General features: G+C 47.1%; 9 protein-coding genes and 1 tRNA gene. 7 read left to right on the forward strand and 3 right to left on the reverse strand.

Translation table 11 applies throughout. The features are described from left to right. Window positions 1-28: 28 nt before the first annotated feature. The 6 genes from GWR21_RS28435 to GWR21_RS28460 are packed head-to-tail and all read left to right on the forward strand — an operon-like array spanning window position 29 to window position 18,007. Window positions 29-12,166: a non-ribosomal peptide synthetase gene (locus tag GWR21_RS28435; RefSeq protein WP_162335086.1), complete on the forward strand. Its 12,138-nt coding sequence runs from the start codon at window positions 29-31 to the stop codon at window positions 12,164-12,166. A gap of 10 nt (window positions 12,167-12,176) precedes the next feature. Then, window positions 12,177-13,133, forward strand: coding sequence for a TauD/TfdA family dioxygenase (locus GWR21_RS28440; protein WP_162335087.1), 957 nt, complete (start codon window positions 12,177-12,179; stop codon window positions 13,131-13,133). A gap of 33 nt (window positions 13,134-13,166) precedes the next feature. After that, entirely contained in the window at window positions 13,167-14,432 is a 1,266-nt protein-coding gene (locus GWR21_RS28445) for a KamA family radical SAM protein (protein WP_162335088.1), read from the forward strand. Window positions 14,433-14,468: 36 nt separating this feature from the next. After that, the gene (locus GWR21_RS28450) at window positions 14,469-15,152 is read left to right on the forward strand and encodes a thioesterase II family protein (RefSeq protein ID WP_162335089.1); all 684 of its coding nucleotides are present in this window, start codon (window positions 14,469-14,471) and stop codon (window positions 15,150-15,152) included. Between the two features lie 48 nt (window positions 15,153-15,200). Next, window positions 15,201-16,820, forward strand: coding sequence for an MBL fold metallo-hydrolase (locus tag GWR21_RS28455; protein ID WP_238430059.1), 1,620 nt, complete (start codon window positions 15,201-15,203; stop codon window positions 16,818-16,820). A 23-nt stretch (window positions 16,821-16,843) separates the two neighbouring features. Next, on the forward strand, window positions 16,844-18,007 hold the full coding sequence (locus GWR21_RS28460; RefSeq protein ID WP_162335090.1) for a hypothetical protein: 1,164 nt from the start codon (window positions 16,844-16,846) through the stop codon (window positions 18,005-18,007). A 190-nt stretch (window positions 18,008-18,197) separates the two neighbouring features. Here the strand turns inward: GWR21_RS28460 and GWR21_RS28465 are convergent. Continuing rightward, window positions 18,198-18,271 (reverse strand) — tRNA-Arg (locus GWR21_RS28465). 93 nt (window positions 18,272-18,364) lie between these two features. Here GWR21_RS28465 and ung point away from each other — a divergent pair. Continuing rightward, window positions 18,365-19,036 (forward strand): uracil-DNA glycosylase, encoded by a 672-nt coding sequence (gene ung / locus GWR21_RS28470; protein WP_162335091.1) that lies wholly within the window; start codon window positions 18,365-18,367, stop codon window positions 19,034-19,036. A gap of 89 nt (window positions 19,037-19,125) precedes the next feature. On the opposite strand, the gene GWR21_RS28475 is transcribed toward ung, so the two are convergent. Then, entirely contained in the window at window positions 19,126-20,268 is a 1,143-nt protein-coding gene (locus GWR21_RS28475) for an efflux RND transporter periplasmic adaptor subunit (protein WP_162335092.1), read from the reverse strand. Window positions 20,269-20,279: 11 nt separating this feature from the next. Next, the gene (locus GWR21_RS28480; protein ID WP_162335093.1) at window positions 20,280-24,632 is read right to left on the reverse strand and encodes a CusA/CzcA family heavy metal efflux RND transporter; all 4,353 of its coding nucleotides are present in this window, start codon (window positions 24,630-24,632) and stop codon (window positions 20,280-20,282) included. Between the last annotated feature and the right edge of the window lie 49 nt (window positions 24,633-24,681).

Here is a 24,681-nt window from a genome sequence, read left to right on the forward strand (position 1 = left end):
CAAAGTTCAGGTGTTTAAAAATCAGAAAATGAAAGAGTTTATATATCACGTTTTTGAGCAGCGGGTACAGGAGTCACCCTCATCCATAGCAATAATAGATGCAGGAGTTAGCATCAGTTACGAAATGTTAAACCGCCGTAGTAACCAACTCGCTCACCTGCTGCTCCATCATGGCGTAAAGACTGGTGACAGGGTGGCCGTTTTTCTTCCCGCTGGTATACGTCATGTTACAGCTTTACTGGGTGTATTTAAATCCGGAGGCGTATATGTCCCAATGGATATCAGTTTTGCCAGCGTTCGTTTGTTACAGATGCTGAAGGAAACACGTCCTGAGGTGATCATCACATCAGGAGAATACAGAAAGGAGCTGGAGGAATTTTTTCAACAACATAACTTATCTATCAACTGCCTGGTAGTGTTGCAATTGTCGGGAAGCTCCCTGCTGCAGGATATATCTCTTGAAGGCATTGCGAGTATCTCGATTGGTGAAACAGTACCTGAAGTGTATCGTGATCACGTGCTGGTCGCATCTGCTGAATATAGTGTAGAGAATCCCGTTGTTAACATGCCGGTGAACAGTGATAACTATATTTTTTATACCTCTGGTTCTACCGGCCGGGGCAAGGGTATTGTTGGGGCACATGATAGCCTGAGTCACTATATTCACTGGCACATGCGCGAGTGGAATATTAAGAGAGGAGACCGTATTAGTCAGCTGGCACCTGTTACCTTTGACGCATCGCTGAAAGATATTTTCAGCAGCCTGGCGTCGGGAGCTACACTTTGTATCCCATCACAGCCGGTACGCAGCAATATGTTGTTACTGGCAGATTGGTTGCGGACCGAAGAGGTTAATATTTTACAGACAGTGCCTTCTTTGTTCCGGCTGCTCACCACGGCAGTAAAGCAGCAGGGACAAAGTATTGATGCCTTACGCTATATAGTGCTGGCTGGTGAAAAATTATATGGCAAGGACGTTACTAACTGGCTTGCGGCAAATGGAAAAGGGGCTCGTATCTCAAACCTGTATGGTCTAACTGAAACGACAGTACTGAAAACATATTTTCATATCGATAGCTGGGAGTGGGAGCCAGGGGAAGTAATACCCGTGGGAAAGGCTATCAGTAACACATATGTTGCGGTCATCAATGAAAGTGGGCTGTGCTCTTCGGGCGAGTTAGGTGATGTTTATATAAAAAGTCCATTTATCAGTAAAGGTTATCTGGATAAAGAACTGACGACACATAGCCTGGTGCAGAACCCACTGGTGAAGGACAGAGCTGACCTTGTGTGGCTGACCGGCGACGTAGGCCGCTATCGTCCTGATGGTAGCCTGGAAATACTGGGACGTCGTGACGATCAGGTAAAGATAAGCGGCGTACGCATAGAACTGGATGAGGTACGTGGTAGTATCTTGCAGCTCGAAGACATTAATCAGGTCGAATTGCTGGTAGATCAGGACGCCGATTATCAGCAGTCGTTAATTTGTTACTATACAGGTCGTGAACGTAGCGGCGAACAATTGCGTGGCGAGTTGTCAGCCCTGCTGAATGCAGCAATGCTGCCTTCGTATTATGTGTGGTTATCTCAATTTCCCCTGAACCTGAATGGCAAGGTAGACCGTAAAGCGCTGCCCCGTCCACAGGAACTGCTGTACAATGAATATGAGGCACCACATCCTGGTATTGAACGCAACCTCGCAGATCTGTGGCAGCAGGTATTGGGTGTTGAGCAAGTAGGTAGAAATGATAACTTTTTTAACATCGGCGGTTCATCACTGAAGGCTATACAACTGATTTCCCGTATTTATAAATCATTGGATGTACAGCTTAGTATAGCAGAGTTGTTCAGTCATGCCGAACTGCATCAACAGGCAGCACTTGTAAACGTTGCCAAACGATCCGCTTACGTAGCTATTCCTGTAGCCCAATCACAACCGACATATCCGCTATCTAATGCACAAAAGCGTTTATGGTTACAGGTCCAGCAATCACCGGCAGCTGTCCAGTTCAATGGTCGCGATCTGTATCGCCTTGCAGGTCAGGTGTCAGTAGACAGCTTAATGTCGGCTTTTGAAACTATTATCGGGCGTCATGAAAGTTTGCGTACCATTTTTGTTGTGGAAAACGGGGAACCACGTCAGCAGATACTACCCGCTGACGCACCCATATTCCGTGTGCAATATTATGATTATACTGAAACAGCCGAAGGTGCAGCCAAAGCGCTAGCACATGCACGTGCCGTAACGAGAGAAGTCTTTGACCTTTCTTCCGGTCCCCTGATACGTGTTGCGCTATTCCGTATAAATGAATCTGACTATCTGCTCAGTCTCTGCATGCATCATATCATCTCCGACGAGTGGTCCATGCAGGTTCTGATCAGGGAGTTGCTGTTGTGCTACAATAGCTACACCTCCGGTAATGTGCCGTTATTGCCGGCACTGCCTGTACAATACAAGGATTATGCCTGCTGGCAGCAGGACCAGTTGAAGGGCGCCACTCTGGAAGCTGCCCGTAATTATTGGCTAAGCCGGTTTAGTGGTGAGTTGCCGGTATTATCACTTCCTCTCGATCATCCCCGTCCCGTTGCACAGGGATACCACGGGGGTGAGGTATATTTTGAATTCAGCGAGGAAGACAGTGTACTGTTTGGATCACTGGTACGTGAGGAAGATGCTACCTTATTTATGGGATTGTTATCCCTCGTGAAAGTATTATTATACCGTTATACGGGACAGCAGGATATTGTAGTTGGCACACCAGTAGCCGGCCGTGATCATCCGGACCTGGAAGGGCAGATAGGCTACTTCCTGAATACACTCGCGCTTCGCAATCATGTGACAGGCGAACAGAATTTCCGCCAACTGTTACATGAGGTTCGGGGTAATACATTGGAAAGCTATCAGTATCAGTGGTACCCGTTCGATATGCTCGTGGAAGATCTGGGCCTGAATACTGGTCAGGGCCGTTCTCCTTTATTTGATATCGTCGTTATCCTGCAGAATATTCAGCTGAACCAGGACACTGCATTAGAGATGAACGGTGTCGAAGTGACAACGGAGGATGCTGCATTGGAAATCAGCAAGGGAGACTTGCGTATTCAGTTCGTTGAGCCGGGAGATGGCCGCCATCTTTATGGTAGTATAGAGTATAACACGGATCTCTTTGACCGTGAAAGGATCGTCCATATCAGCAGACATTTGCAGGAGCTGTTTCATGCCGTTGTTAAAGATCCGGAAGGTTTGATCCGTACACTATCTTATCAGGCGGATGATGGTGTGGAAACAGCCTTATTCAACAGTGATGTGCCCGTGGATAACTATCCTCTTGTTCATCAGCTTTTCGAACAACGCGCGCTCCAGCTCCCGTCCGCGATTGCCGTGACCGATGCCGGGGTCACGATTAGCTATGGATCACTTAACGCCCGTAGTAACCAGCTGGCACATCTGCTCATAGACCTCGGCGTTGGTGTTGGTGACAGGATTGGTCTTTTTCTGCCGGCAGGTATCCGGCACGTAATGGCTTTATTGTCTGTATTTAAGACAGGCGGTGTTTACGTACCGATGGATATTACTTTTGCCCCTTTGCGTTTGCTACAGATGCTGAAGGAGACGAAACCAGCTGTGATCATCACATTAGCAGAACATCGGGAAGAACTGGAGCAGCTGTTCCTGGCTAATGACATCGCTGTAGACTATCTAGTTGTCCTGCCATTATCTGGCAAGGCATTACTGCAGGGAATCGGACTTGAGGGAACTGATATGATTTCCATTGGAGATGCTGTTCCCGAGGTATACCGTAATAGCGCTCCTGTTGTGACAAAGGAATATAGCATGGAAAATCCGCTTGTTGTTCCTGAAACTGATGGGGATAGTTACATCTTTTACACTTCCGGTTCCACTGGTAAGGGGAAGGGAATTGTTGGTGCCCATAATAGCCTGAGTCAATATATTCATTGGCATATACGGGAATGGAATATTGGCAGAGGGCATCGTATTAGTCAGTTAGCCCCTGTTACTTTTGATGCATCACTGAAAGATATTTTAAGCGCCTTGGCGTCAGGAGCAACACTTTGTGTGCCCTCACCGTCAGTGCGTACTAATATGCAGTTATTGGCCGACTGGCTAAGGATGGAAAAGGTCAGCATTCTGCAAACGGTTCCTTCAATATTCCGCTTGTTGACTGCTGCTGTTAAACAACAGGGCCGCGGCATAGAGAGCCTTGAGTTTATTGTGCTGGCAGGTGAAAAGCTTTATGGAAAGGATGTGACCAACTGGTATGCGGCGAATGGAAATAAAGCAAGATTGTCCAACCTGTACGGTCTTACAGAAACTACAATACTGAAAAGCTGTTTCCATATAGATGCCAGGAGCTGGGAAGCCGGTGAGGTGATACCTGTTGGAAGGGCTATCAGTAGCGCGCATATAGCTGTAATTAACGCGAGTGGCATGTGTACCGGTGGAGAATTGGGAGACATATACATCCGAAGCCCCTATATCAGCAAAGGTTACCTGGACAGCGCACTCACTGCGCGAAGTCTGGTGCAGAATCCGCTGATAAGTGAAAAGGAGGACCTGGTGTGGTGGACCGGCGACATGGGGCGTTATCGTAGTGACGGTAATCTCGAAATCCTTGGTCGTCGGGATGATCAGGTAAAGATAAACGGTGTGCGCATAGAGCTGGATGAAGTACGCGGCAGCATGCTGCAATTGAATGATATAGATCAGGTAGAGTTATTGGTTGACCAGGACGCTGATTTTCAGCAAACACTTATCTGTTACTATACAGGTCGTGAACGTAGCCCGGAAGGTTTGCGTACGGAGCTGTTAGCATTGGTAAATCCGGCGATGCTGCCTTCATATTATGTCTGGCTATCTCAATTCCCGCTGAACCTGAACGGGAAGGTAGACCGTAAGTCGCTCCCGCGTCCGCAAGCGCTTTCATCAGATGCAAATTATGAGGCCCCCCATACAGGAGTGGAACAGGAACTGGCCGGTCTATGGAAGCAGGTACTGGGCGTAGAGCAGGTAGGTAGAAAAGACAGCTTTTTCAATATTGGTGGTTCCTCCCTGAAAGCCATTCAACTGATCTCCCGTATTTACAAGTCACTGGATGTACAACTCAGTATCGGAGAATTGTTCAGTAACGCGGAACTTCATGCGCAGGCCGCATTGATAAGCGCGGCTAAACGCTCTGCTTATGCTCCGATCCCGCTGGCACAGCCACAACCGAGTTATCCTTTGTCGAATGCACAGAAACGGATCTGGGTATTGAATCAACTTGATACGCTGTCTGCATCATATAATATCTCTCTTGTTTATACACTGGAAGGCGAAGTGAACACCGGCTGGCTGGAGTCCGCATTTAAGAGCCTGATTGCACGTCATGAAAGTTTGCGCACTATTTTCAGGTTGGAGAATGACCAGCCCCGTCAGGTGATCTTACCATTGCAGGATCTGGCATTTTCGATTCATTTCAGCGACTGCACAGCTGCTCCTGATCCCGTAGCGTTCGCATTGGATAAGGTGGAGAAACTAGGTAAGACGGTGTTTAAGCTTGACCAGGCCCCGTTGATGAAGGTCGGTTTGTATCTGGTAAAAGAACAGCAATATCTGCTTACCCTGTGTATGCATCATATCATTGCAGATGAATGGTCAGTACAGCAGGTGTTGCTGAAAGAACTGGCAGCATTATATGAAGGATACAGTAATGGAAAGGAGATAGAACTGCCTGCACTGGTGGTACAATACAAAGATTTTGCATGCTGGCAGCAGGAACAGTTGAATACAGACGGCGCAGCTGCAGCCAGGAATTATTGGCAGCAGCAGTTCAGGGGAGAATTACCTGTATTAAACCTGCCATCGGATTATCCCCGGCCGCTTATTAGAGGATATCAGGGCGCGGAAGTCTATAGTCAGTTTGATCACGTAGACAGTATGGCCTTTGATGCGTTGTTACAGCAAAATCAGGCAACGTCTTTTATTGGTGTACTGGCTTTAGTGAATATATTATTGTTCCGTTACACCGCACAAAGAGATCTGGTGATTGGTACGCCGGTGGCTGGACGTGAACATCCTGATCTCGAAGATCAGATAGGATACTACGTTAATACGCTGGCAATACGTAATGTGATCCCGGAAAAAGAGGACTTTGTCAGTTTATTAGCCAATATAAAGAGAATCGTATCTGACGCTTTTCAGCATCAGATCTACCCATTCGATCTGCTCGTAGAAGAACTGGAATTGAAAGAGCGTGACCTGAGCAGATCTCCGTTATTCGATGTAATGATCAGCATGCAGGATTTAAGGCTATCAACTGTTAATGCTTCCGGTACATCCGGTTTAGCAACCGGCGGTCCGGCCATCAGGAAACATGTGAGCAAGTTTGACCTGACGTTTGCTTTTGAGCAGACGAATAGCGGACTCCAGTTGCGCATAGAATACGATACAGATCTTTTCCATCGCAGCCGTATCGAAAGAATGGCAGCGCATCTGCAGGGCTTAATGTCAGCAGTGATCCAGTCATCCACATTACCGGTCAGTGAACTGGATTATATCCCGGCAGATGAAAAACACTTGCTGTTGGAAGCATTTAATGATACAACATGTGCCTATCCGGGAGGTGCCACCCTCCCTGCACTTTTTGAGCAGCAGGTATTGCTTGTTCCGGATGCAGTGGCAGTAGTGAGTGCGGGAGGGGAATTAAGTTATAAGGCGCTTAATAGCCGCGCCAATGCATTGGCTCATTATCTGCAAACTGTCCATCATGTACAACCAGGTACGCTGATCGGCCTGTTGTCAGACCGTAACGAGCATGTCCTGATAGCGATACTGGGCATCCTCAAAGCCGGTGCGGCATATGTCCCCATGGATCCTGCTTACCCAGCGGAAAGGATCTCAGCGATCATTCATGACAGTGGTCTGAAACTGCTGTTGTCAGATAGCATATATCACAGCGATCTGCCGGTATGTACAATTGATGTAAGCGATTCAACCCTGTTTGAGTCGCAGGTGCAGGACAATCCTGCGCATTCCTTTGGTGTAGATCAGCCAGCCTATGTGTTGTACACGTCTGGTTCCACAGGGCGCCCAAAAGGAGTGGTGGTCAGCCATCAGAATGTAGTCAACTACCTGAGCTGGGCGAACGGTTATTATTTCGGAGACCGCACAGATAACGCTTTTGCAGTGTTCACATCTATAGCCTTCGATCTGACAGTGACCAGCCTGTTAAGTGGTCTTTTGCGTGGAGATAAAGTGTACCTGTATGATGGTACGGATATGGGAATACTGCTGGAAGATGTATTTACCGCACCGGGCGTGCGGGCGGTAAAGATGACGCCATCTCATGTGGATGCCTTACCAGCGCTTAGTCATAGCGGAGTAGAGACGGTGATTCTGGGAGGGGAGGCCGTTCATCGGCGCCATATTGCTCGTCTGCACCGTTTGAACCCGGCAATGAAAGTATACAATGAATATGGCCCCACAGAAACAACGGTAGGTTGTGTAGTGAATCTGATAACGGAAGAAGATGTGCGTATAGGCAAACCGATAGCTAACACCCGTATTTATATACTGGATCAGTCACTGGCATTGCAGCCGTTAGGCGTATCCGGGGAGCTATGCATAGCTGGCGCCGGCGTAGCACAAGGCTATCTTGGCCAGGAAGATCAGACAGCCGCCCGTTTTATAGATAATCCTTATGGTGTGGGTTTATTGTATCGCACCGGGGACATCGCCAGCTGGCAGCCGGATGGCAAACTTGTATATTATGGTCGTACTGATGGTCAGGTTAAGATCCGCGGTTACAGGATCGAACTGGGAGAGATAGAACAGGTATTACGCATGCATCCATCACTGGATCAGGTGGCGGTAGCCGTAAAAGCAAGGGAGGAAGATAAATATCTGGTAGCCTACTATACACAGCATGCAGTTGTCTCCTCCGATGAGCTTCGCCATTTCCTGGAGGAACGTTTACCACGTTACATGACGCCATCCTTCTTCGTGAAGCTTGATCAGTTCCCGCTGACGGTGAACGGGAAAGTTGATCTCAATGGATTGCCTCATCCGATGCACAAGCAACATTCTCATAGAAAGCCATTTACTGTCATTGAGAAAAAACTGGCGGCATTGTGGGAGAAGATATTGGATTACAGCCCCGTTGGACTGGATGATCACTTTTTTGAAATGGGCGGTCATTCATTGAAAGCGATACAGTTGAATGCACATATTTATAAGACATTTTCTGTTAAACCTGATCTTAAAGAATTATTTGTAAATGCCACGCTCTCTTCGCAGAGCATGCTGATCGGCAACGCGCGCAGGCAGGAGTATGCCGCTATTCCGATAGCGGAAGCGCAGGCAACCTATCCATTATCGAATGCCCAGAAGCGCTTATGGATGCTTAACAGGCTTGACACTTCCTCGACAGCGTATAACATCTCTATGCTGTACTGGCTCGAAGGAAATATTGATCAGGGAAGACTTTCAATGGCTTTCCGTCACCTCGTGGAACGGCATGAAAGCCTGCGTACTGTTTTTGTAATGGAGAATAATGAGCCGAGACAATTTATTATACCGGCGGACAAATTTGCTTTTGATGTAGAATTCTTCAATTACGAAAATGTTATGAATGCTGATGGAAGAGTACAGCTGGAAGCGCAGGCCATTGCCGATACGGTATTTGATCTCACGGAGGGGCCGCTGATGCGGGTAGCTGTATTCCGTTTGCCGGATCACCGGAGTTTGCTGGTTTTATCGATGCATCATATTATTTCTGACGAATGGTCTCTGCAGATCCTGATAAAGGAAACAACCACGTTCTATAACGCCTATCTGAATGTAGGGAAGCCCGATTTCCGGTCGCTAACCATTCAATACAAGGATTATTCCTGCTGGCAGCAGCAGCAGCTTAGCGCTGGCCTGTTAGATGCTTCCCGTGCATATTGGTTAAATCAGTTCAGTGGGGAATTGCCGGTGCTGGAATTACCTGCTGACTCGGCGCGGCCTGCCATCCGTCGTCACAGAGGGGCAAGGGTATATCACCAATTCTCACAGTCGGAGAGCCGGCTGTTTGAAACACTATTGAGAGATAATAATGCCACGCTTTTTATGGGGCTGCTCGCACTGGTGAATACATTGTTATACCGGTACAGCGGACAGACAGACCTTATTATGGGAAGTGCGGTGATGGGCAGGAACCATCCTGACCTGGAAGACCAGATCGGATACTATGTAAATATGCTGGCCTTTCGTAACCAGTTGGATCCTGCTATGGGATTCAAAGCGTTTCTTACCAATGTTCGTCAGACCGTATTGGACGGAATGAGTCATGAAGCATTTCCATTTGACCTGTTAATAGAGGAACTGGAACTGGCCAGAGACAGAAGCCGTTCGCCATTATTTGATGTGCTGATCAGCATGCCGGGATCATATGATGAAGCACGGGACGGGGTTACAGGATTATCGGACGTGAAAGTAGGATCAGGTGAGCTTGATCACAATGTTAGCAAATTTGATCTTACATTTTTCTTTGAACCGGCAGATACCGGACTTCAGTTGCAGATTGAATACGATACAGATCTTTTCCATCGCGGCCGTATCGAAAGAATGGCAGCACATCTGCAGGGCTTAATGTCAGCAGTGATCCAGTCATCCACATTACCGGTCAGTGAACTGGATTATATCCCGGCAGATGAAAAACACTTGCTGCTGGAAGCATTTAATGATACAACATGTGCCTATCCCGGAGGTACCACCCTCCCTGCACTTTTTGAGCAGCAGGTATTGCTTGTTCCGGATGCAGTGGCAGTAGTGAGTGCGGGACGGGAATTAAGTTATAAGGCGCTTAATAGCCGCGCCAATGCATTGGCTCATTATCTGCAAACTGTCCATCATGTACAACCAGGTACGCTGATCGGCCTGTTGTCAGACCGTAACGAGCATGTCCTGATAGCGATACTGGGCATCCTCAAAGCCGGTGCGGCATATGTCCCCATGGATCCTGCTTACCCAGCGGAAAGGATCTCAGCGATCATTCATGACAGTGGTCTGGAACTGCTGTTGTCAGATAGCGTATATCACAGCGATCTGCCGGTATGTACAATTGATGTAAGCGATTCAACCCTGTTTGAGTCGCAGGTGCAGGACAATCCTGCGCATTCCTTTGGCGTAGATCAGCCAGCCTATGTGTTGTACACGTCAGGTTCCACAGGGCGCCCCAAAGGAGTGGTGGTCAGCCATCAGAATGTGGTCAACTACCTGAGCTGGGCGAACAGTTATTATTTCGGAGACCGCACAGATAACGCTTTTGCAGTGTTCACATCTATAGCCTTCGATCTGACAGTGACCAGCCTGTTAAGTGGTCTTTTGCGTGGAGATAAAGTGTACCTGTATGATGGTGCGGATATGGGAATACTGCTGGAAGATGTATTTACCGCACCGGGCGTGCGGGCGGTAAAGATGACGCCATCTCATGTGGACGCCTTACCAGCGCTTAGTCATAGCGGAGTAGAGACGGTGATTCTGGGAGGGGAGACCGTTCATCAGCGCCATATTGCGCGTCTGCGCCGTCTGAACCCGGCAATGAAAGTATACAATGAATATGGCCCCACAGAAACAACGGTAGGCTGTGTAGTGAATCTGATAACGGAAGAAGATGTGCGTATAGGCAAACCGATAGCTAACACCCGTATTTATATACTGGATCAGTCACTGGCATTGCAGCCGTTAGGCGTATCCGGGGAGCTATGCATAGCTGGCGCCGGCGTAGCACAGGGCTATCTTGGTCAGGAAGATCAGACAGCCGCCCGTTTTATCGATAATCCTTATGGTGTAGGTTTATTGTATCGCACCGGGGACATCGCCAGCTGGCAGCCGGATGGCAAACTTGTATATTATGGTCGTACTGATGGTCAGGTTAAGATCCGCGGTTACAGGATCGAACTGGGAGAGATAGAACAGGTATTACGCATGCATCCATCACTGGATCAGGTGGTGGTAGCCGTAAAAGCAAGGGAGGAAGATAAATATCTGGTAGCCTACTATACACAGCATGCAGCTGTCTCCTCCGATGAGCTTCGCCATTTTCTGGAGGAACGTTTACCACGTTACATGACGCCATCCTTCTTTGTGAAGCTTGATCAGTTCCCACTGACAGTAAACGGAAAAGTCAACGTAAAGGTATTACCAGACCCCTTTGTAAAAGCGGAAACAGGCACAGGCAAAGTTTTAACAGATGCGGAAAAACGCCTGATCGCAATATGGGAAGATGTACTGGATTATAAACCCATTGGCCTCGATGATAATTTCTTTGAAGTGGGTGGGCATTCGTTGAAAGCAATACAGGTATTATCACGGATACAGCGGGAATTCGGCATCAGTATATCGCTGGGAACATTATTCAACAAGCCTACGCTCAGACAGCTATCGGACTTTAGCGGACTAAGTGAAGAAAATAGTACCCTCGTACCTTTAAATACGATAGATGATTCTCTCAGGAACATTTATTTCTTCTCGCCATTAATTGGTACACCGCTTATTTATCTCAGGATATGTAAAAATCTGAATGGTAAATTCAACTGTTACGGTTTACAGGATAAAGGTATTGATGACAGAACAACGCCAGCTGCCAGTCTGGAGGAAAAGACAAGGCATTTTATGGAAGAGATCCTGCGTAAGCATACAGGGGGCAAGATCGTTCTGTTCGGCTTCTCATATGGCGCTGCAATTGCCTACGAAACAGCAAAAATGATCGAGATGAAAGGGTATACCACTTCGTTGATTATAGTCGACCGGCATGTGCAGGAAAAGGTCGCTGGAAAGGCGGCTAAAGCATCTGAGCAGGAGGAGATGGAAAACGATTTTGCATGGCTGGCCTCCAAGCTGGTCACTTCAGGTGTAGCGCTGAAAGACACGGAATCCCTCAAGCGTATCTGGAGGAACAATGCAACTATGATCAGCGATTACAAACAGCGCGGTAAGATCAAGGGTGATCTGATCGCATTTAAATCCAAGCTTAATATCACAAGGAATTTCCTGAATATGCAAAAATGGTCAGAATATAACGAAGGCTCGTTTGACGAATACTATCTCGACGGAGGACATTTCGATACCATTCAGTCCGACGCAAATATTAAACTTATCACAAACAAAATTATTAAACACATCTAAATCTACCGTTATGGAACTCACAGAAATCGTAAGGCAAGATACTTTGCCAATATTCCTGCAGTTAAATAACCAGGGCACAACAGAAGAATTTGTTGCCTGGTTCAGGGAAAATGAAACTGATTTTACCCAAAAACTGCAGAAGGCCGGCGCCGTACTTATCCGCGGCCTTGACGTTAACTCTGCATCCAGGTTTCAGCAACTGATGCAATCCCTGTTCCCCAGTACACGTAATTTCCTGGATGGTAATTCCAGCAGGGGCAAGTATACAAAGAATGTATATAATGCCTCTGAGTATGATGCTTCATCTATCATACAGCTGCATACCGAATTTTCCTATTCTAATATCTGGCCGGAGATCATCTGTTTCTGTTGCGAGATCAGGGCTGATGAAGGTGGACAGACTACTGTAGGAGACTGCCGTAAAGTACTCGAACTGCTGGATCCGGCTATTGTTGAAGAGTTCTCAAAGAAGGGGATTACCTATATCCGGAACCTGCATGGTGGTGGCGGCCTGGGACCAAGCTGGATGGAAGCCTTCGAGTCAGACGATAAAAACTTCGTTCAGAAGTATTGTGATGAAAACAATATCATCATAAGTTGGAACAAAGACAATTCCCTTAAGCTGGTACAAACACGCCCGGCAATAAGAAAACATCCCCATACACAGGAGGACCTGTGGTTTAATCAGGTAGATCAGTTCTATCCGCAGATATATGGAGAAGAAGTATATGATACTTTGCTGGCGCTGGCAGGGAATAATCCGGAAGCACTGCCTATGTATGCGAGATACGGTGACGGATCAGAAATTCAGAAAGCATATATAGAACAGATCATTGAAGTACTGCACAAGATCACTGTACCAGTGGAATGGGAAACTGGTGATCTGCTGGTTGTGGATAATATGCTTGCGCTGCATGGACGGCTTCCTTATAAAGGCAAAAGAAAAATACTTGTGTCAATGGCATAGTCCCACGTTTGATAACAAAACAAAAAAAAGAATATGGCTGCTAAATATAAATCATACAGTATTGGTAACATTCATAATATTCCGGGAATAAATGTACTGGAGGATAGTATGATCGAGGATATTAAACTTGTGGCCGAAATATATCCTTTTAAGACAAATAATTATGTGCTTGAAAATCTGATAGACTGGGACAATTTTGTGAATGATCCCATTTTCAGACTGAATTTTCCTGCACGTGAAATGTTGACGAACGAGGATTTTGAGCAGCTCAGGTTAGGCCGTGAGCGTATGTCCGTTGATGAATATCAGCAATTGATAAATGATATCAGGGTGGGGTTGAATCCGCATCCCGCGGGTCAGTCCTCATTCAATATCCCTTTTGATAATGGTGTTAAACTGGAAGGAATACAGCATAAGTATAAAACGACTGTTCTTTTCTTTCCCAGTCATAATCAAACATGTCATGCTTATTGTACCTTTTGTTTCAGGTGGCCTCAGTTCGTATCTGGCCTGAATATGAAGATACAGGCGAAGGAAACGGAACCACTGATTAATTACCTGAAAGCAAACAAATGTATCACCGATGTGCTGATCACCGGTGGTGATCCAATGGTCATGAACTCCAGAATACTGGAATCTTACATCGATACATTGCTTGAAGTTGATAGTATTGAAACGATCCGGATAGGTACAAAGTCATTAAGTTTCTGGCCGCATAAGTTTGTTGATGAAGAAGATGCCGATAAGCTGCTGGCTGTCTTAAAGAAGGTAGTGGATGCAGGCAAACACCTGGCTATTATGGCCCACTTTAATCATGGTGTAGAACTTAGTTCCTCGCTGGTGGCAACAGCTATTCTTAACCTCAAAAAGATAGGTGCCGAAATAAGAACGCAGGGGCCATTATTAAAATCCATTAATAATTCGTCCAATGTCTGGGCTGATATGTGGAAGAAACAGGTGCAACTGGGTTGTGTGCCCTATTACATGTTTTTACCACGGGATACCGGCGCCCAGCATTATTTTGCCGAAACGCTGCCTAATGCACTGAAGATCTACCGCGAAGCTATTCAGCAGGTAAGTGGACTGGCACGCACAGCAAGAGGTCCGGTAATGTCGGTGGTGACCGGTAAGGTAGAGGTGCTCGATATTAAGAACGATGTCTATTATCTCCGGTATTTGCAACATCGATCCCCGGAAGAGACGTACAAAATATTTTTGGGTAAGAGCAAAGTGGAAGCACCGACCTGGTTTAGTGACCTGGAATACATAAATGAAGAAGATGCTCATTTATTTATTTAAATCGAACCTTTAAACGGGACATAGAATAAGGATACTATGGCAAAGAAGCAGATATTTCTGATGCATTATGCAGGTGGAGATTGCTATTCATACAGGTTTCTTACGCCCTTTCTCCATGATACGGAAGTACATACGCTGGAGCTGAGTGGTCGTGGAAGGAGAATTAATGAGCCGTTACAAAGTAATTTCAAAGACGTGATAGAAGATACCCTGAAGCAGATCAGAAAACTGTTATCTGCTCCTTCAGTCACCTTATACGGGCACAGCCTTGGAGGGCTGCTGGCTTTTAATGTGGCAGCCGCTTTGGAAAAAGAATACAAGGGTAGCATGAAACTAGTCATTAGTGGAAACGCCGGTCCCTTCGTCACACGGGAAACGAGCTGGCATACGCTTTCATCAGAAAACCTGATCAGCAAGCTCCGGACATTGGGAGGAACGCCTGACGTTATCCTGGACGATCCCGGGATGTTTGGATTCTATGAGCTCATTATCAGGTCTGATTTCAGGGTTGCTCATGAAATGGCAAGCTGGGGGCAGGAGAAGATCAATACACCCATATATTGCCTGATGGGAAGCCAGGAAGAACATGCCGGAAGGATAGATAACTGGGCAAACTATACAACTGGCAACTTCAGGTACCAGTTGGTGCCCGGGGGGCATTTTTTCATTTACAACTATCCGAAACTTATTGCCCAACATCTGCTCTCAGATCAGGTATGATCTATCCGGCAGACAAGAACAAAACATTGTTTCAACCTAAGTCAAAACATGATGAAAGATAAAAAACTTTATCTCAAGCCGAACGTAGTTATTGAACCACTTATAGATCGCTGGTATGCCTGGACGCATCTTATATCTCCCGCTCCCGCAGCGATGAATATCCTGAAACGTCACATGGAGATCATGAATTCCTACCTGGCAGCACCGGAGTTTCATGCTGATGCGGTCCTGAACCCCAAACTGCGGGGTGGTCCCTTTATGGATCTGAAGGGTGGCAGACTGGAAGAAGTGGAAGGTCTGCTTAAAAATATCCATGAACGTTATCCTGATCTGATCGCATTTGCGAAGGCAATCAAAGAGCTGGACGAAATGTTACTGCAGGAGGCAAAAGGGTTCGGCCTGGAAGAAACCTATCGTAAAGTGCCTGAGCTGTTGAAAGGATATGTTGAATTGCATTACGACAGGCATAATAATCCCGGCTTCCGTTTCTTTGAGTCCTTATTGTATAAGAGTCCTTTTTATAAGAAGGAAATGCAGAGCATTGCACTGTGGATCACGCGGAACGACGAGCGCCCCTTTTGCCTGAGCACACCCCGCCTGGATGAAGCGGATGTCCTTCATCTGAATATACCTTTTGATCATACCGGTATCGATGAACTGGCAAAAATGAAAAAAGCACCACAGTCCCTTGATTATATCAGGGCATTGTTAGGGATCGCAGATACCGATATGCCACTATTTGAGACTTTCTTTACAGAAGAGGCTCCGGCTCCTTACAACCGCTATACAGGTAAGAAGATCCGCATGCGTTACTTCGGACACGCTTGCATCCTCATAGAAACAGATACTGTTAATATCCTGATCGATCCCCTGGTCAGCTATTACGGTTATTACTCTTCACTCGATCATTTTTCAGATCTTGATCTGCCCGAAGTAATAGACTTTGTGCTCATCACACATAATCATCAGGACCATATCCTGTTTGAGACACTACTGCCTTTACGGCACCGGATAAAAAATATCATTGTTCCCGCTTCCAGTACGGGGAAGCTCGAAGATCCTGACCTGAAACTGATGTTCAATACTATTGGTTTCAATAATGTGATCGGATTGAAGGAAATGGAAAGTATTCAAATATCCGATACGGTGATCACCGGCTTACCATTTACAGGCGAACATAGTGATTTGAATATCCTTACCAAGGCCTGTTACCTTGTCGAAGTAAGTGGTTTTAAACTGATGTTTCTGGCAGATTCCAGGATCATTGAACCAGCGCTGTATAAACATATCAGGCGGGAAACAGGTGATGTGGATGTCATGTTCCTGGGTATGGAGTGCGATGGTGCACCCTTGTCCTGGTTATACGGCCCGTTACTCACACGCCCGGTGACCAGGGAGCAGGATTTTAGCCGCCGCCTGGCCGGTTCTGATTGCGGTAAAGGGGTATCGCTTATTGAGATATTTGAGCCCAAAGAGGTGTATGTATACGCCATGGGCCAGGAACCATGGGTTGAGTTTATCAGTAGTATTAAATACGACGCCAATTCAAACCCCATTGTCCAGGCTAACAAGTTGTTAGATTATTGTAAGGAAAAGGAGATCATCGCAGAGTTACTCTACGGTGAGAAAGAACTCCTCTATAACCGGAAGACGCCTGCTTTTTACTAGTTGTTAACATTAAAATAATCGGAATGCAAATGTCAAACTCCGCGCTCTCCCTAAAAAGGGAGAGCCATTTGAAAATAAAAGAACAGCACGTAGAAAGAGTATTAATTTTATTTGATGACGATCGATTCTATATCGGGGATTTCTGTATATGTACCCACCTGTTGAAGTCCTGCCGGCTGCTTTATAACCAGGCATTGATTGAGATCATTATTACCAATCAGAAACATTTTGTGCGATACCGGGATCTGCTTACAAACAATCCCGCTTTTGACCTTATCTCTATGAACACGTTGCAGGGAATCGACTATCTCAGCTACGATGTAATAATATGTGTCACTTACTGGGAGAAGAAATTACTGGACATGATGAAGGAAAAACATGGCCCACTGGCGGGAGAACCCGGATTTGGTCCAGCTGTATTTTCTATCAGCCAGTACCTCCTCCGGCCAAGTGAACACCAGGAGATTTGTTTTCCTGTAAATACATCATTGTATAACCTTGCATTAACAGAGCTGTTGAACCATCCAAGGGAGCTGCCTTTTCTGATGGAAGAGAGGGCCTGGGGTGATCAATGGCTGGAAGCAAACGGTATGCAACCCGGAGAAAAGCTTTTCGTCCTGCTTGATTCGTCTTCCAGCAGAGACAAATTGCTGAGGGTCGATGTTTACATTGATTTACTCAGGTACCTCTTAAAGCACGACAATGCCAGGCTGCTTATTTTCGATGAGAAGAATGTGGGCAAGGACGCATTCTATAGGGAATGGCTGGGGGAAGAATTGCTGGACAGGATTATCTTTTCCCGGGGCCTTACACTGCGGCAGGATCTCTGTCTGCTAGGTTCGGCCTATACCAAAATGGTCTTCGGCCCGTGTACCGGATTATTGCATTGCGCCTCCGGTATCTACAATTACCTTTTAAGAAAGGGCCTGCCTCAAAGTGAAGTTCCTCTTCTGGTAGTGTATACCGGTAAGTATATTGATGGTAACGCGGAAGCCTGTGCAAATGACTGGTGGTGTGATTCGCCTTTGGTCAACTGTATGATCCTAAGAGAGAGAGGAGGAAAGAAATATATAGATTTCTTAAATGAGATCGATGAAAGCGAGCGTAAAAGGAATGATGATCTGTTGAAATGTGGCGAATATACGATCGAACTACTGACTGGCTCACTGGATAAAAAATTGCACTGAACTATTCGTTTTAAATTTCATGTGCGGTGAAACTACCTTCATTGAAGCCTGCCTGGAAGTATTGTATTGATCATTTAACCAGAAAAGTCTTCGTTGTGACAGGGAGTATAAAGAAAGCTCCCGACAGAAGATTTTTGAAAATCAGTCTAATATGTACAAAAAAAATGGCGCAATGTAAATTGCGCCATTGTGGACCGGATTGGATTCGAACCAATGGCCTACTGCTTAGAAGGCAGTTGCTCTATCCAGCTGAGCTACCGGTCCTTTTTCCAAATTTTTGCTATACATTAGCGTTTCATTTGGGAGTGCAAATCTATGCAAAATTCCATTAATTCAAAATAAATTTTAAAAAATTTTATGGAGGTTAAGATTGAACCGACCTGGAAGGAAGTCCTGAAAGACGAATTTCATAAAGCCTATTTCGAACAGATCGTCATGGCCCTCAAGCATGAACGCGCTGTAGGGAGCACCGTTTATCCTCCCGGAAACCTGATTTTCAATGCGTTTGACAAAACCCCCTTTGACAAGGTAAAGGTAGTTTTACTGGGACAGGACCCTTACCATGGCGCTGGCCAGGCACACGGATTATGTTTTTCTGTGCAGGATGGTATTAAACCGCCCCCGTCCCTGGTGAATATTTACAAGGAAATGAAAGAAGACCTGGGACTACCCATCCCGCAAAGTGGCAACCTGACCAAATGGGCAGAACATGGGGTACTGATGCTCAATGCCATGCTGACCGTCCGTGCCAACGAACCCGCTTCCCACAGCAAAATAGGCTGGGGAGATTTTACGGACTCCGTGATCAAAAAGGTTTCCGACCTGAAAGAAAACGTGGTTTTCATCCTCTGGGGAAAGTTTGCACAGGACAAACAGGTCCTGGTCGACGCTACCAAACACCACATCCTGAAAGCGGCACACCCGTCACCTTTTAGTGCGGACAAAGGCTTCTTCGGATGTAAACACTTCTCCAAGACCAACGAACTGCTCGTTAAATCAGGTATAGAGCCTGTAGACTGGCGTTTATAGCATAAAGCTGATATCGAGATCAGAAAATGCAAAAGGCCCGCTTAATGCAGGCCTTTTTGCGTTCTGTTTACGCGTCAGGATCTCCTGACCTATTCTTCCTCCGCACTGTTTTTCATTTTCATCAGCAATGCATATGCATTTTTGGTTACCACACGGGTCGCCTCCGTAATACCCGGGGCGGTGAACTGCTCCTGTCCCTCATATACATTCCCAGGGGTCACCTGCACCATACGGAAAGCATTATTCCCTTTATCCTCAAATATATAGAACCTGTTTTCCCAGCGAACGATAGCTGCCTCACTCACGGTAAGGGCTGTCATATTGCTGACCACCACCTCTGCATTCATGAACATGCCTGGCAGCAGCGACGCATCAAACTCCTTAAAATGACAATGTATGGTGGCCATACGTTCCGCATCAAGGCTTTTACTGATCAGCAGGATCTCTGCATTGTATTTTTTGTCGGGATGTTCGTTGGTATAGGCGATCACCTTCTGCCCGATAGACAACTGGTTCACATCTTTCTCAAACACATTCAGCGCCAGATGTATATCACTCGGGTCCACCAGTTCGAACAATACATCGGTAGGGGAAGTATACTTCCCGATATTGACATTCACCTTCGCCACAAATCCATTAATAGGAGAGTAGATGTTCACGCTCTTGGATATATTACCCGCATGCAGGTGTCCAGGATCGATCCCGATCAGCTCCAGTTTACGGGCCAGTGCCTGCATGGAGATCCGCTGACTCTCCATTTCCGCTTTCGCCTGCTGGAATACCTTATCACTACTTGCCTTACTGGCATTCAGCTCCTGCTGACGCTTGAATTCGGTCTCCGCAAATGCAAACTTTTCCTTTGCCAGCAGGTAATCCTGTTGCAGCTGGATGAACTGCATATCTTCCAGTACGCCCAGTACCTGTCCTTTGCGCACATGTGTACCTGGCAGCAGGTCTGTTCTCTTCAGATAACCTCCGAGCGGAAAACTCACGCTGACGGTGCTTTGTGGCGGAACATCCACTGTACCCTGTAAACGAAGGGTACCGCTTACCGCCGCCGTAGCCGGATGCCCCACCTCAATACCGGCATTTTTGATCTGATCAGGGGTGAGACTCACCATACTGCTGTCGGTGTTTTCCGGTACCGCTTCCGTTGCTGCCGGTTCCTTGCTGGTTTGCTGACTACCACAGGCGGCCAGCAAAAGGGTGGATATAAAAAGATATTTATGCATGGATGGTTAAATTAGATATTTTGCAATTTCAGTACCTGAATGACGGATTGATTATAGTTGTTCAGCATATCGAGATATTCATTCCTGATGCTGATGGCCTGATCTATCAGTATCACCCATTGCAGGTAGTTGATCTCGCCGCCAATAAATTGTGTATCTGCTGTAGTGATGATGGCTGCCGCATTTTCGAGTCCCTTACCCTGGTAGTATTGCAGGCTCGCCGTATACTTATGCAGCTGTGTCTGTGCGTTCTGCCACTCCGTCTGTGTTTGTAACAGGGCATATTCCGTACGCTGACGCGCCACCTGCCAGTCCACCTGTGCTGCCGCTGCCCGTGCTTTCTGTGCACCAAAGAACAACGGGATGCTCACGCCCGCATTCACATAGTTAAAGCGTTTACTGTTGTTATAATAGACGTCTTGTCCGCCTACTACCTGGGTGCCGTTGATACTAAGGTTGTTGTAGCCGACAAAGAAGTCAGGTAATAACCTGGACTTCTCTGTACGCCAGCGCCACTGCGCAGCTGCTGACTCATGTTGCAGCCCCCGTATCTGTGGTAACTGACTGAAGGCGGTATCGGCTGCGACTGCGGATGCCAGCAGGATACTGTCCGCCGATGGTGTGTACACCACACTGTCCCCCAGTAACAAATTGAACTGTTTCACTGTGACCGCTATATCTGAAGACAACATCTCCAGCTGATTGGCGATCTGTTGCCGGTGAGAAGCCGCCGTTGTCTGTTCGAGTATGTTTGTCTCCCCGGTCCTGAACCGCAGATTTGCTTTTTCTTCGAATAACCGGTAGATACTGTCCGCATACTGTAACAACCGCTGCTTCTCATGCAGCCATATCCAGTCGTAGTAGACCCTGCGTACATTTGTCCGCACATCCTGTTCCATCAGTTGTCGATGTGCCTGAGCAGCCAGATAGTTTTCTTTCAGCGCCTTTTTCTGATGTCCATACACCGTCGGGAAACTCAGTGACTGCGTAATGCCGAAACGGTTGTCATTATGGATGCTGTTGAATTGTCCGTAGTCAACGCTGAACTGCGTTTTGGCAATGTCTGCGCCTGTCTGCTGACGGATGTGCTCCGCCTTTTCATTCAGTCTTGCGCCTGCTGCCTGCCGGTTATGGCTCATCGCAATATTGATCGCTTCCTGTAATGCTACCGGACGCTCCTGTGCCTGTACTGCCGGAATGCCCAGGAACAGTATGCCGCCAATCATCACTGCTTTATTAACAGCTACCTTTTTCTTTCCCTCGAATAACAGGTATAATGCCGGTAATACAAATAATGTCAGCAGTGTAGCGGTCAACAGTCCTCCGATCACAACTGTCGCCAGTGGACGTTGTACTTCCGCGCCTGCACCATCACTCAGTGCCATTGGCAGGAAGCCGAGTGAGGCCACCGCTGCCGTCATCAGTACAGGGCGCAGACGGTTACGTGTGCCCTGCATCACGAGGTCCAGCGTGTCGGTTATCAGCCCTTCCTTCTTAATACGGTTGAACTCCGATATCAGTACGATACCGTTCAATACCGCTACGCCAAACAGCGCAATGAAACCTACACCGGCAGAGATACTGAAAGGCATGCCCCGCACGGCGAGTGCAAAGACACCACCAATAGCGGATAACGGGATCGCTGTATAGATCAGCGCTCCTTCTTTGACAGAAGAAAAAGCAAAGTATAACATCACAAATATGAGCAGCAGGGACACCGGTACAGCAATACTCAGGCGCTTCTTCGCCTGTTGCAGGTTCTCAAAAGCACCGCCATAGGTAATAGTGTACCCCGGTTCCAGCTTGATTTTAGTGTTGATCTTTTGTTGTAACTCTTCAACGATCGATTGTACGTCGCGTCCTCTCACGTTGAAGCCTATTGTAATACGGCGTTTGGCATTCTCCCGCTGGATCTGATTCGGCCCTTCAATTTCATCAATGGCGGCCACCTGGTATAAAGGGATCTGATTACCGGTAGTGGTAGCCACCATCAGGTTCCGGACATCTTCTATGTTCCGGCGTCCTTCATTGCCTACTCTCACCACCAGGTCAAATCGTTTCTCTCCTTCATAGACCTGTCCGGCGGCAGCGCCTGCAAACGCAGCATTCACCGTACGGTTGATCTCATTGATGTTCAGCCCGTATTTGGCTATTTCATTCCGGTTATACCGTATTACCACCTGCGGCATGCCGGTGACCTTCTCTACATACCAGTCAGCAGTACCTTTTACTGTCTTGCTGATATTACCGATCTGATCCGCATACTTCGCCAGCTGTGCAAGGTCTTCTCCAAATACCTTACACACCACGTCCTGTTTGGCGCCGGTCATGAGTTCATTGAAACGCATCTGTACCGGGAACTGGAAGCCCATGGTTACACCTGGAACGGCATTCTGTACCACGGCCGACATCTTATCTGCCATCTCCTGAAAGCTTTTCGCACTGGTCCATTCAGATTTATCTTTCAGCACAATGATCATATCTCCGCCTTCTATCGGCATCGGGTCTGTTGGAATTTCCGCACTGCCGATACGGGATACGATCTTCTCTACTTCAGGAAATTTATCTTTCAGCAAACCGGAGATCTGCTGGAAAGTCGTGATCGTCGTGCTCAGGTTCGTGCCTATCAGCAGGCGTGTCTCCACGGCAAAATCGCCTTCTTCCAGTTGTGGAATGAACTCTCCGCCCATACGGGTAAAGAGGAAGACCGCAATGGCAAACAGTCCGAAGGCCATCGCAACCAGGGCCTTCCGGATACGTAACGCTTTACCCAGCGCCCGCTGATATACATGTTCGATCTTATCCATCACCCGGTCAGAGAGATTCGGCTTATGTGTCAGTTTCTTACTGATGAACATCGAACTGATCATCGGTACATAGGTCAGCGACAGGATAAATGCCCCCATAATGGCAAAGGCAACGGTCTCTGCCATGGGTTTGAACATCTTCCCTTCAATACCTTGCAGGGAAAGGATAGGTAGGTATACGATCAGGATGATGATCTGTCCGAAGACAGCAGCATTCATCATCGTCGAAGAGGACCCAGTCACTTCCTGGTTCATTTCTTCCTGTGATAACAGGTTGATATCCTCATATTTTTTCGAGAAATGGAGATGATGGAGGATCGCTTCCACGATGATCACAGCACCATCGACGATCAGTCCGAAGTCCAGCGCACCAAGGCTCATCAGGTTTCCACTCACGCCGAATGTGTTCATCATAATAATGGCAAACAGCATCGATAACGGGATCACAGAAGCCACGATCAGTCCTGCACGCAGGTTGCCCAGGAAGATCACCAGTACGAAGATGACGATGAGTGCTCCTTCCAGCAGATTATGCTCTACCGTACCAATCGCATTGTTCACCATTTTAGTACGGTCAAGAAAAGGTTCTATACGTAATCCGTCCGGTAAGGTTTTCTGGATCTCCGCGATACGGGCTTTCACATTTTTAATCACCTCAGATGAATTCTCTCCTTTCAGCATCATGACGATGGCCCCGGTCACTTCGCCGGTATTATTATAGTTCAGCGCACCATAGCGGGTCGCTGCACCCATCCGCACACTAGCCACATGCCTGATCAGTACAGGCGCGCCGGCAGATGTATTTTTAACAACTATATTCTCAATATCGGCAATGCTACCAGCCAGTCCCTCACTACGGATGTACATCACGGTCGGTCCCTTTTCAATGTAGGCGCCGCCGGTGTTCTGGTTGTTGGTCTGTAACGCGGTGAACACATCATTGATGGTCAGTCCCAGTGACTTTAACTGATACGGATTGATCGCAACTTCGTATTGCTTCAGTTCACCACCGAAGGTAGATACATCGGCTACGCCTTTGGTACCGAGCAACTGCCTTCTGACCAGCCAGTCCTGGATAGTACGGAGGTCCGCCAGACTATACTTCCCTTCATAACCGGCCTCCGGGCGTAACACATACTGGTATATTTCTCCCAGTCCGGTGGATACCGGGGCCAGTTCCGGTTTACGGGCATTCTCATTGATATCTACCTGCTGCAGCCTTTCTGTAACCTGTTGCCGGGCCCAGTACACGTCCGCATCGTCTTCAAAGACAACACTGATCAGGGATAGTCCGAAGCGGGACATACTACGACTTTCCTTAAGATGAGGAATATTACTGATCGCCTGTTCTATAGGAAACGTGATCAGTCGTTCCACATCCTGTGCGCCGAGAGCTGGGGCGGTAGTAATGATCTGTACCTGATTGTTTGTGATGTCAGGTACGGCATCGATTGGCAAACGGGTCACTTCAAAGATGCCATAGATGATCCATAGCAACATGAATAGCCCAATCACCAGTTTATTGCGAACTGAAAATTGAATGATCTTGTCAAGCATGAGCTGCTGTTGAGTGAAGTGCAGTAATATCAATATCGGACACTGACAG

It is taken from the genome of Chitinophaga agri, assembly GCF_010093065.1.
GTDB classification, from domain to species: domain Bacteria; phylum Bacteroidota; class Bacteroidia; order Chitinophagales; family Chitinophagaceae; genus Chitinophaga; species Chitinophaga agri.

Excerpts from the sequence above, each read along its gene's own strand:
- GWR21_RS28440 (WP_162335087.1), top strand. The coding sequence starts at position 12,177 with ATGGAACTCACAGAAATCGTAAGGCAAGATACTTTGCCAATATTCCTG.
- GWR21_RS28460 (WP_162335090.1), top strand. The coding sequence starts at position 16,844 with ATGCAAATGTCAAACTCCGCGCTCTCCCTAAAAAGGGAGAGCCATTTG.
- GWR21_RS28435 (WP_162335086.1), top strand. The coding sequence starts at position 29 with ATGAAAGAGTTTATATATCACGTTTTTGAGCAGCGGGTACAGGAGTCA.
- GWR21_RS28480 (WP_162335093.1), bottom strand. The coding sequence starts at position 24,632 with ATGCTTGACAAGATCATTCAATTTTCAGTTCGCAATAAACTGGTGATT.
- GWR21_RS28445 (WP_162335088.1), top strand. The coding sequence starts at position 13,167 with ATGGCTGCTAAATATAAATCATACAGTATTGGTAACATTCATAATATT.
- GWR21_RS28455 (WP_238430059.1), top strand. The coding sequence starts at position 15,201 with ATGATGAAAGATAAAAAACTTTATCTCAAGCCGAACGTAGTTATTGAA.
- GWR21_RS28475 (WP_162335092.1), bottom strand. The coding sequence starts at position 20,268 with ATGCATAAATATCTTTTTATATCCACCCTTTTGCTGGCCGCCTGTGGT.
- ung (WP_162335091.1), top strand. The coding sequence starts at position 18,365 with ATGGAGGTTAAGATTGAACCGACCTGGAAGGAAGTCCTGAAAGACGAA.
- GWR21_RS28450 (WP_162335089.1), top strand. The coding sequence starts at position 14,469 with ATGGCAAAGAAGCAGATATTTCTGATGCATTATGCAGGTGGAGATTGC.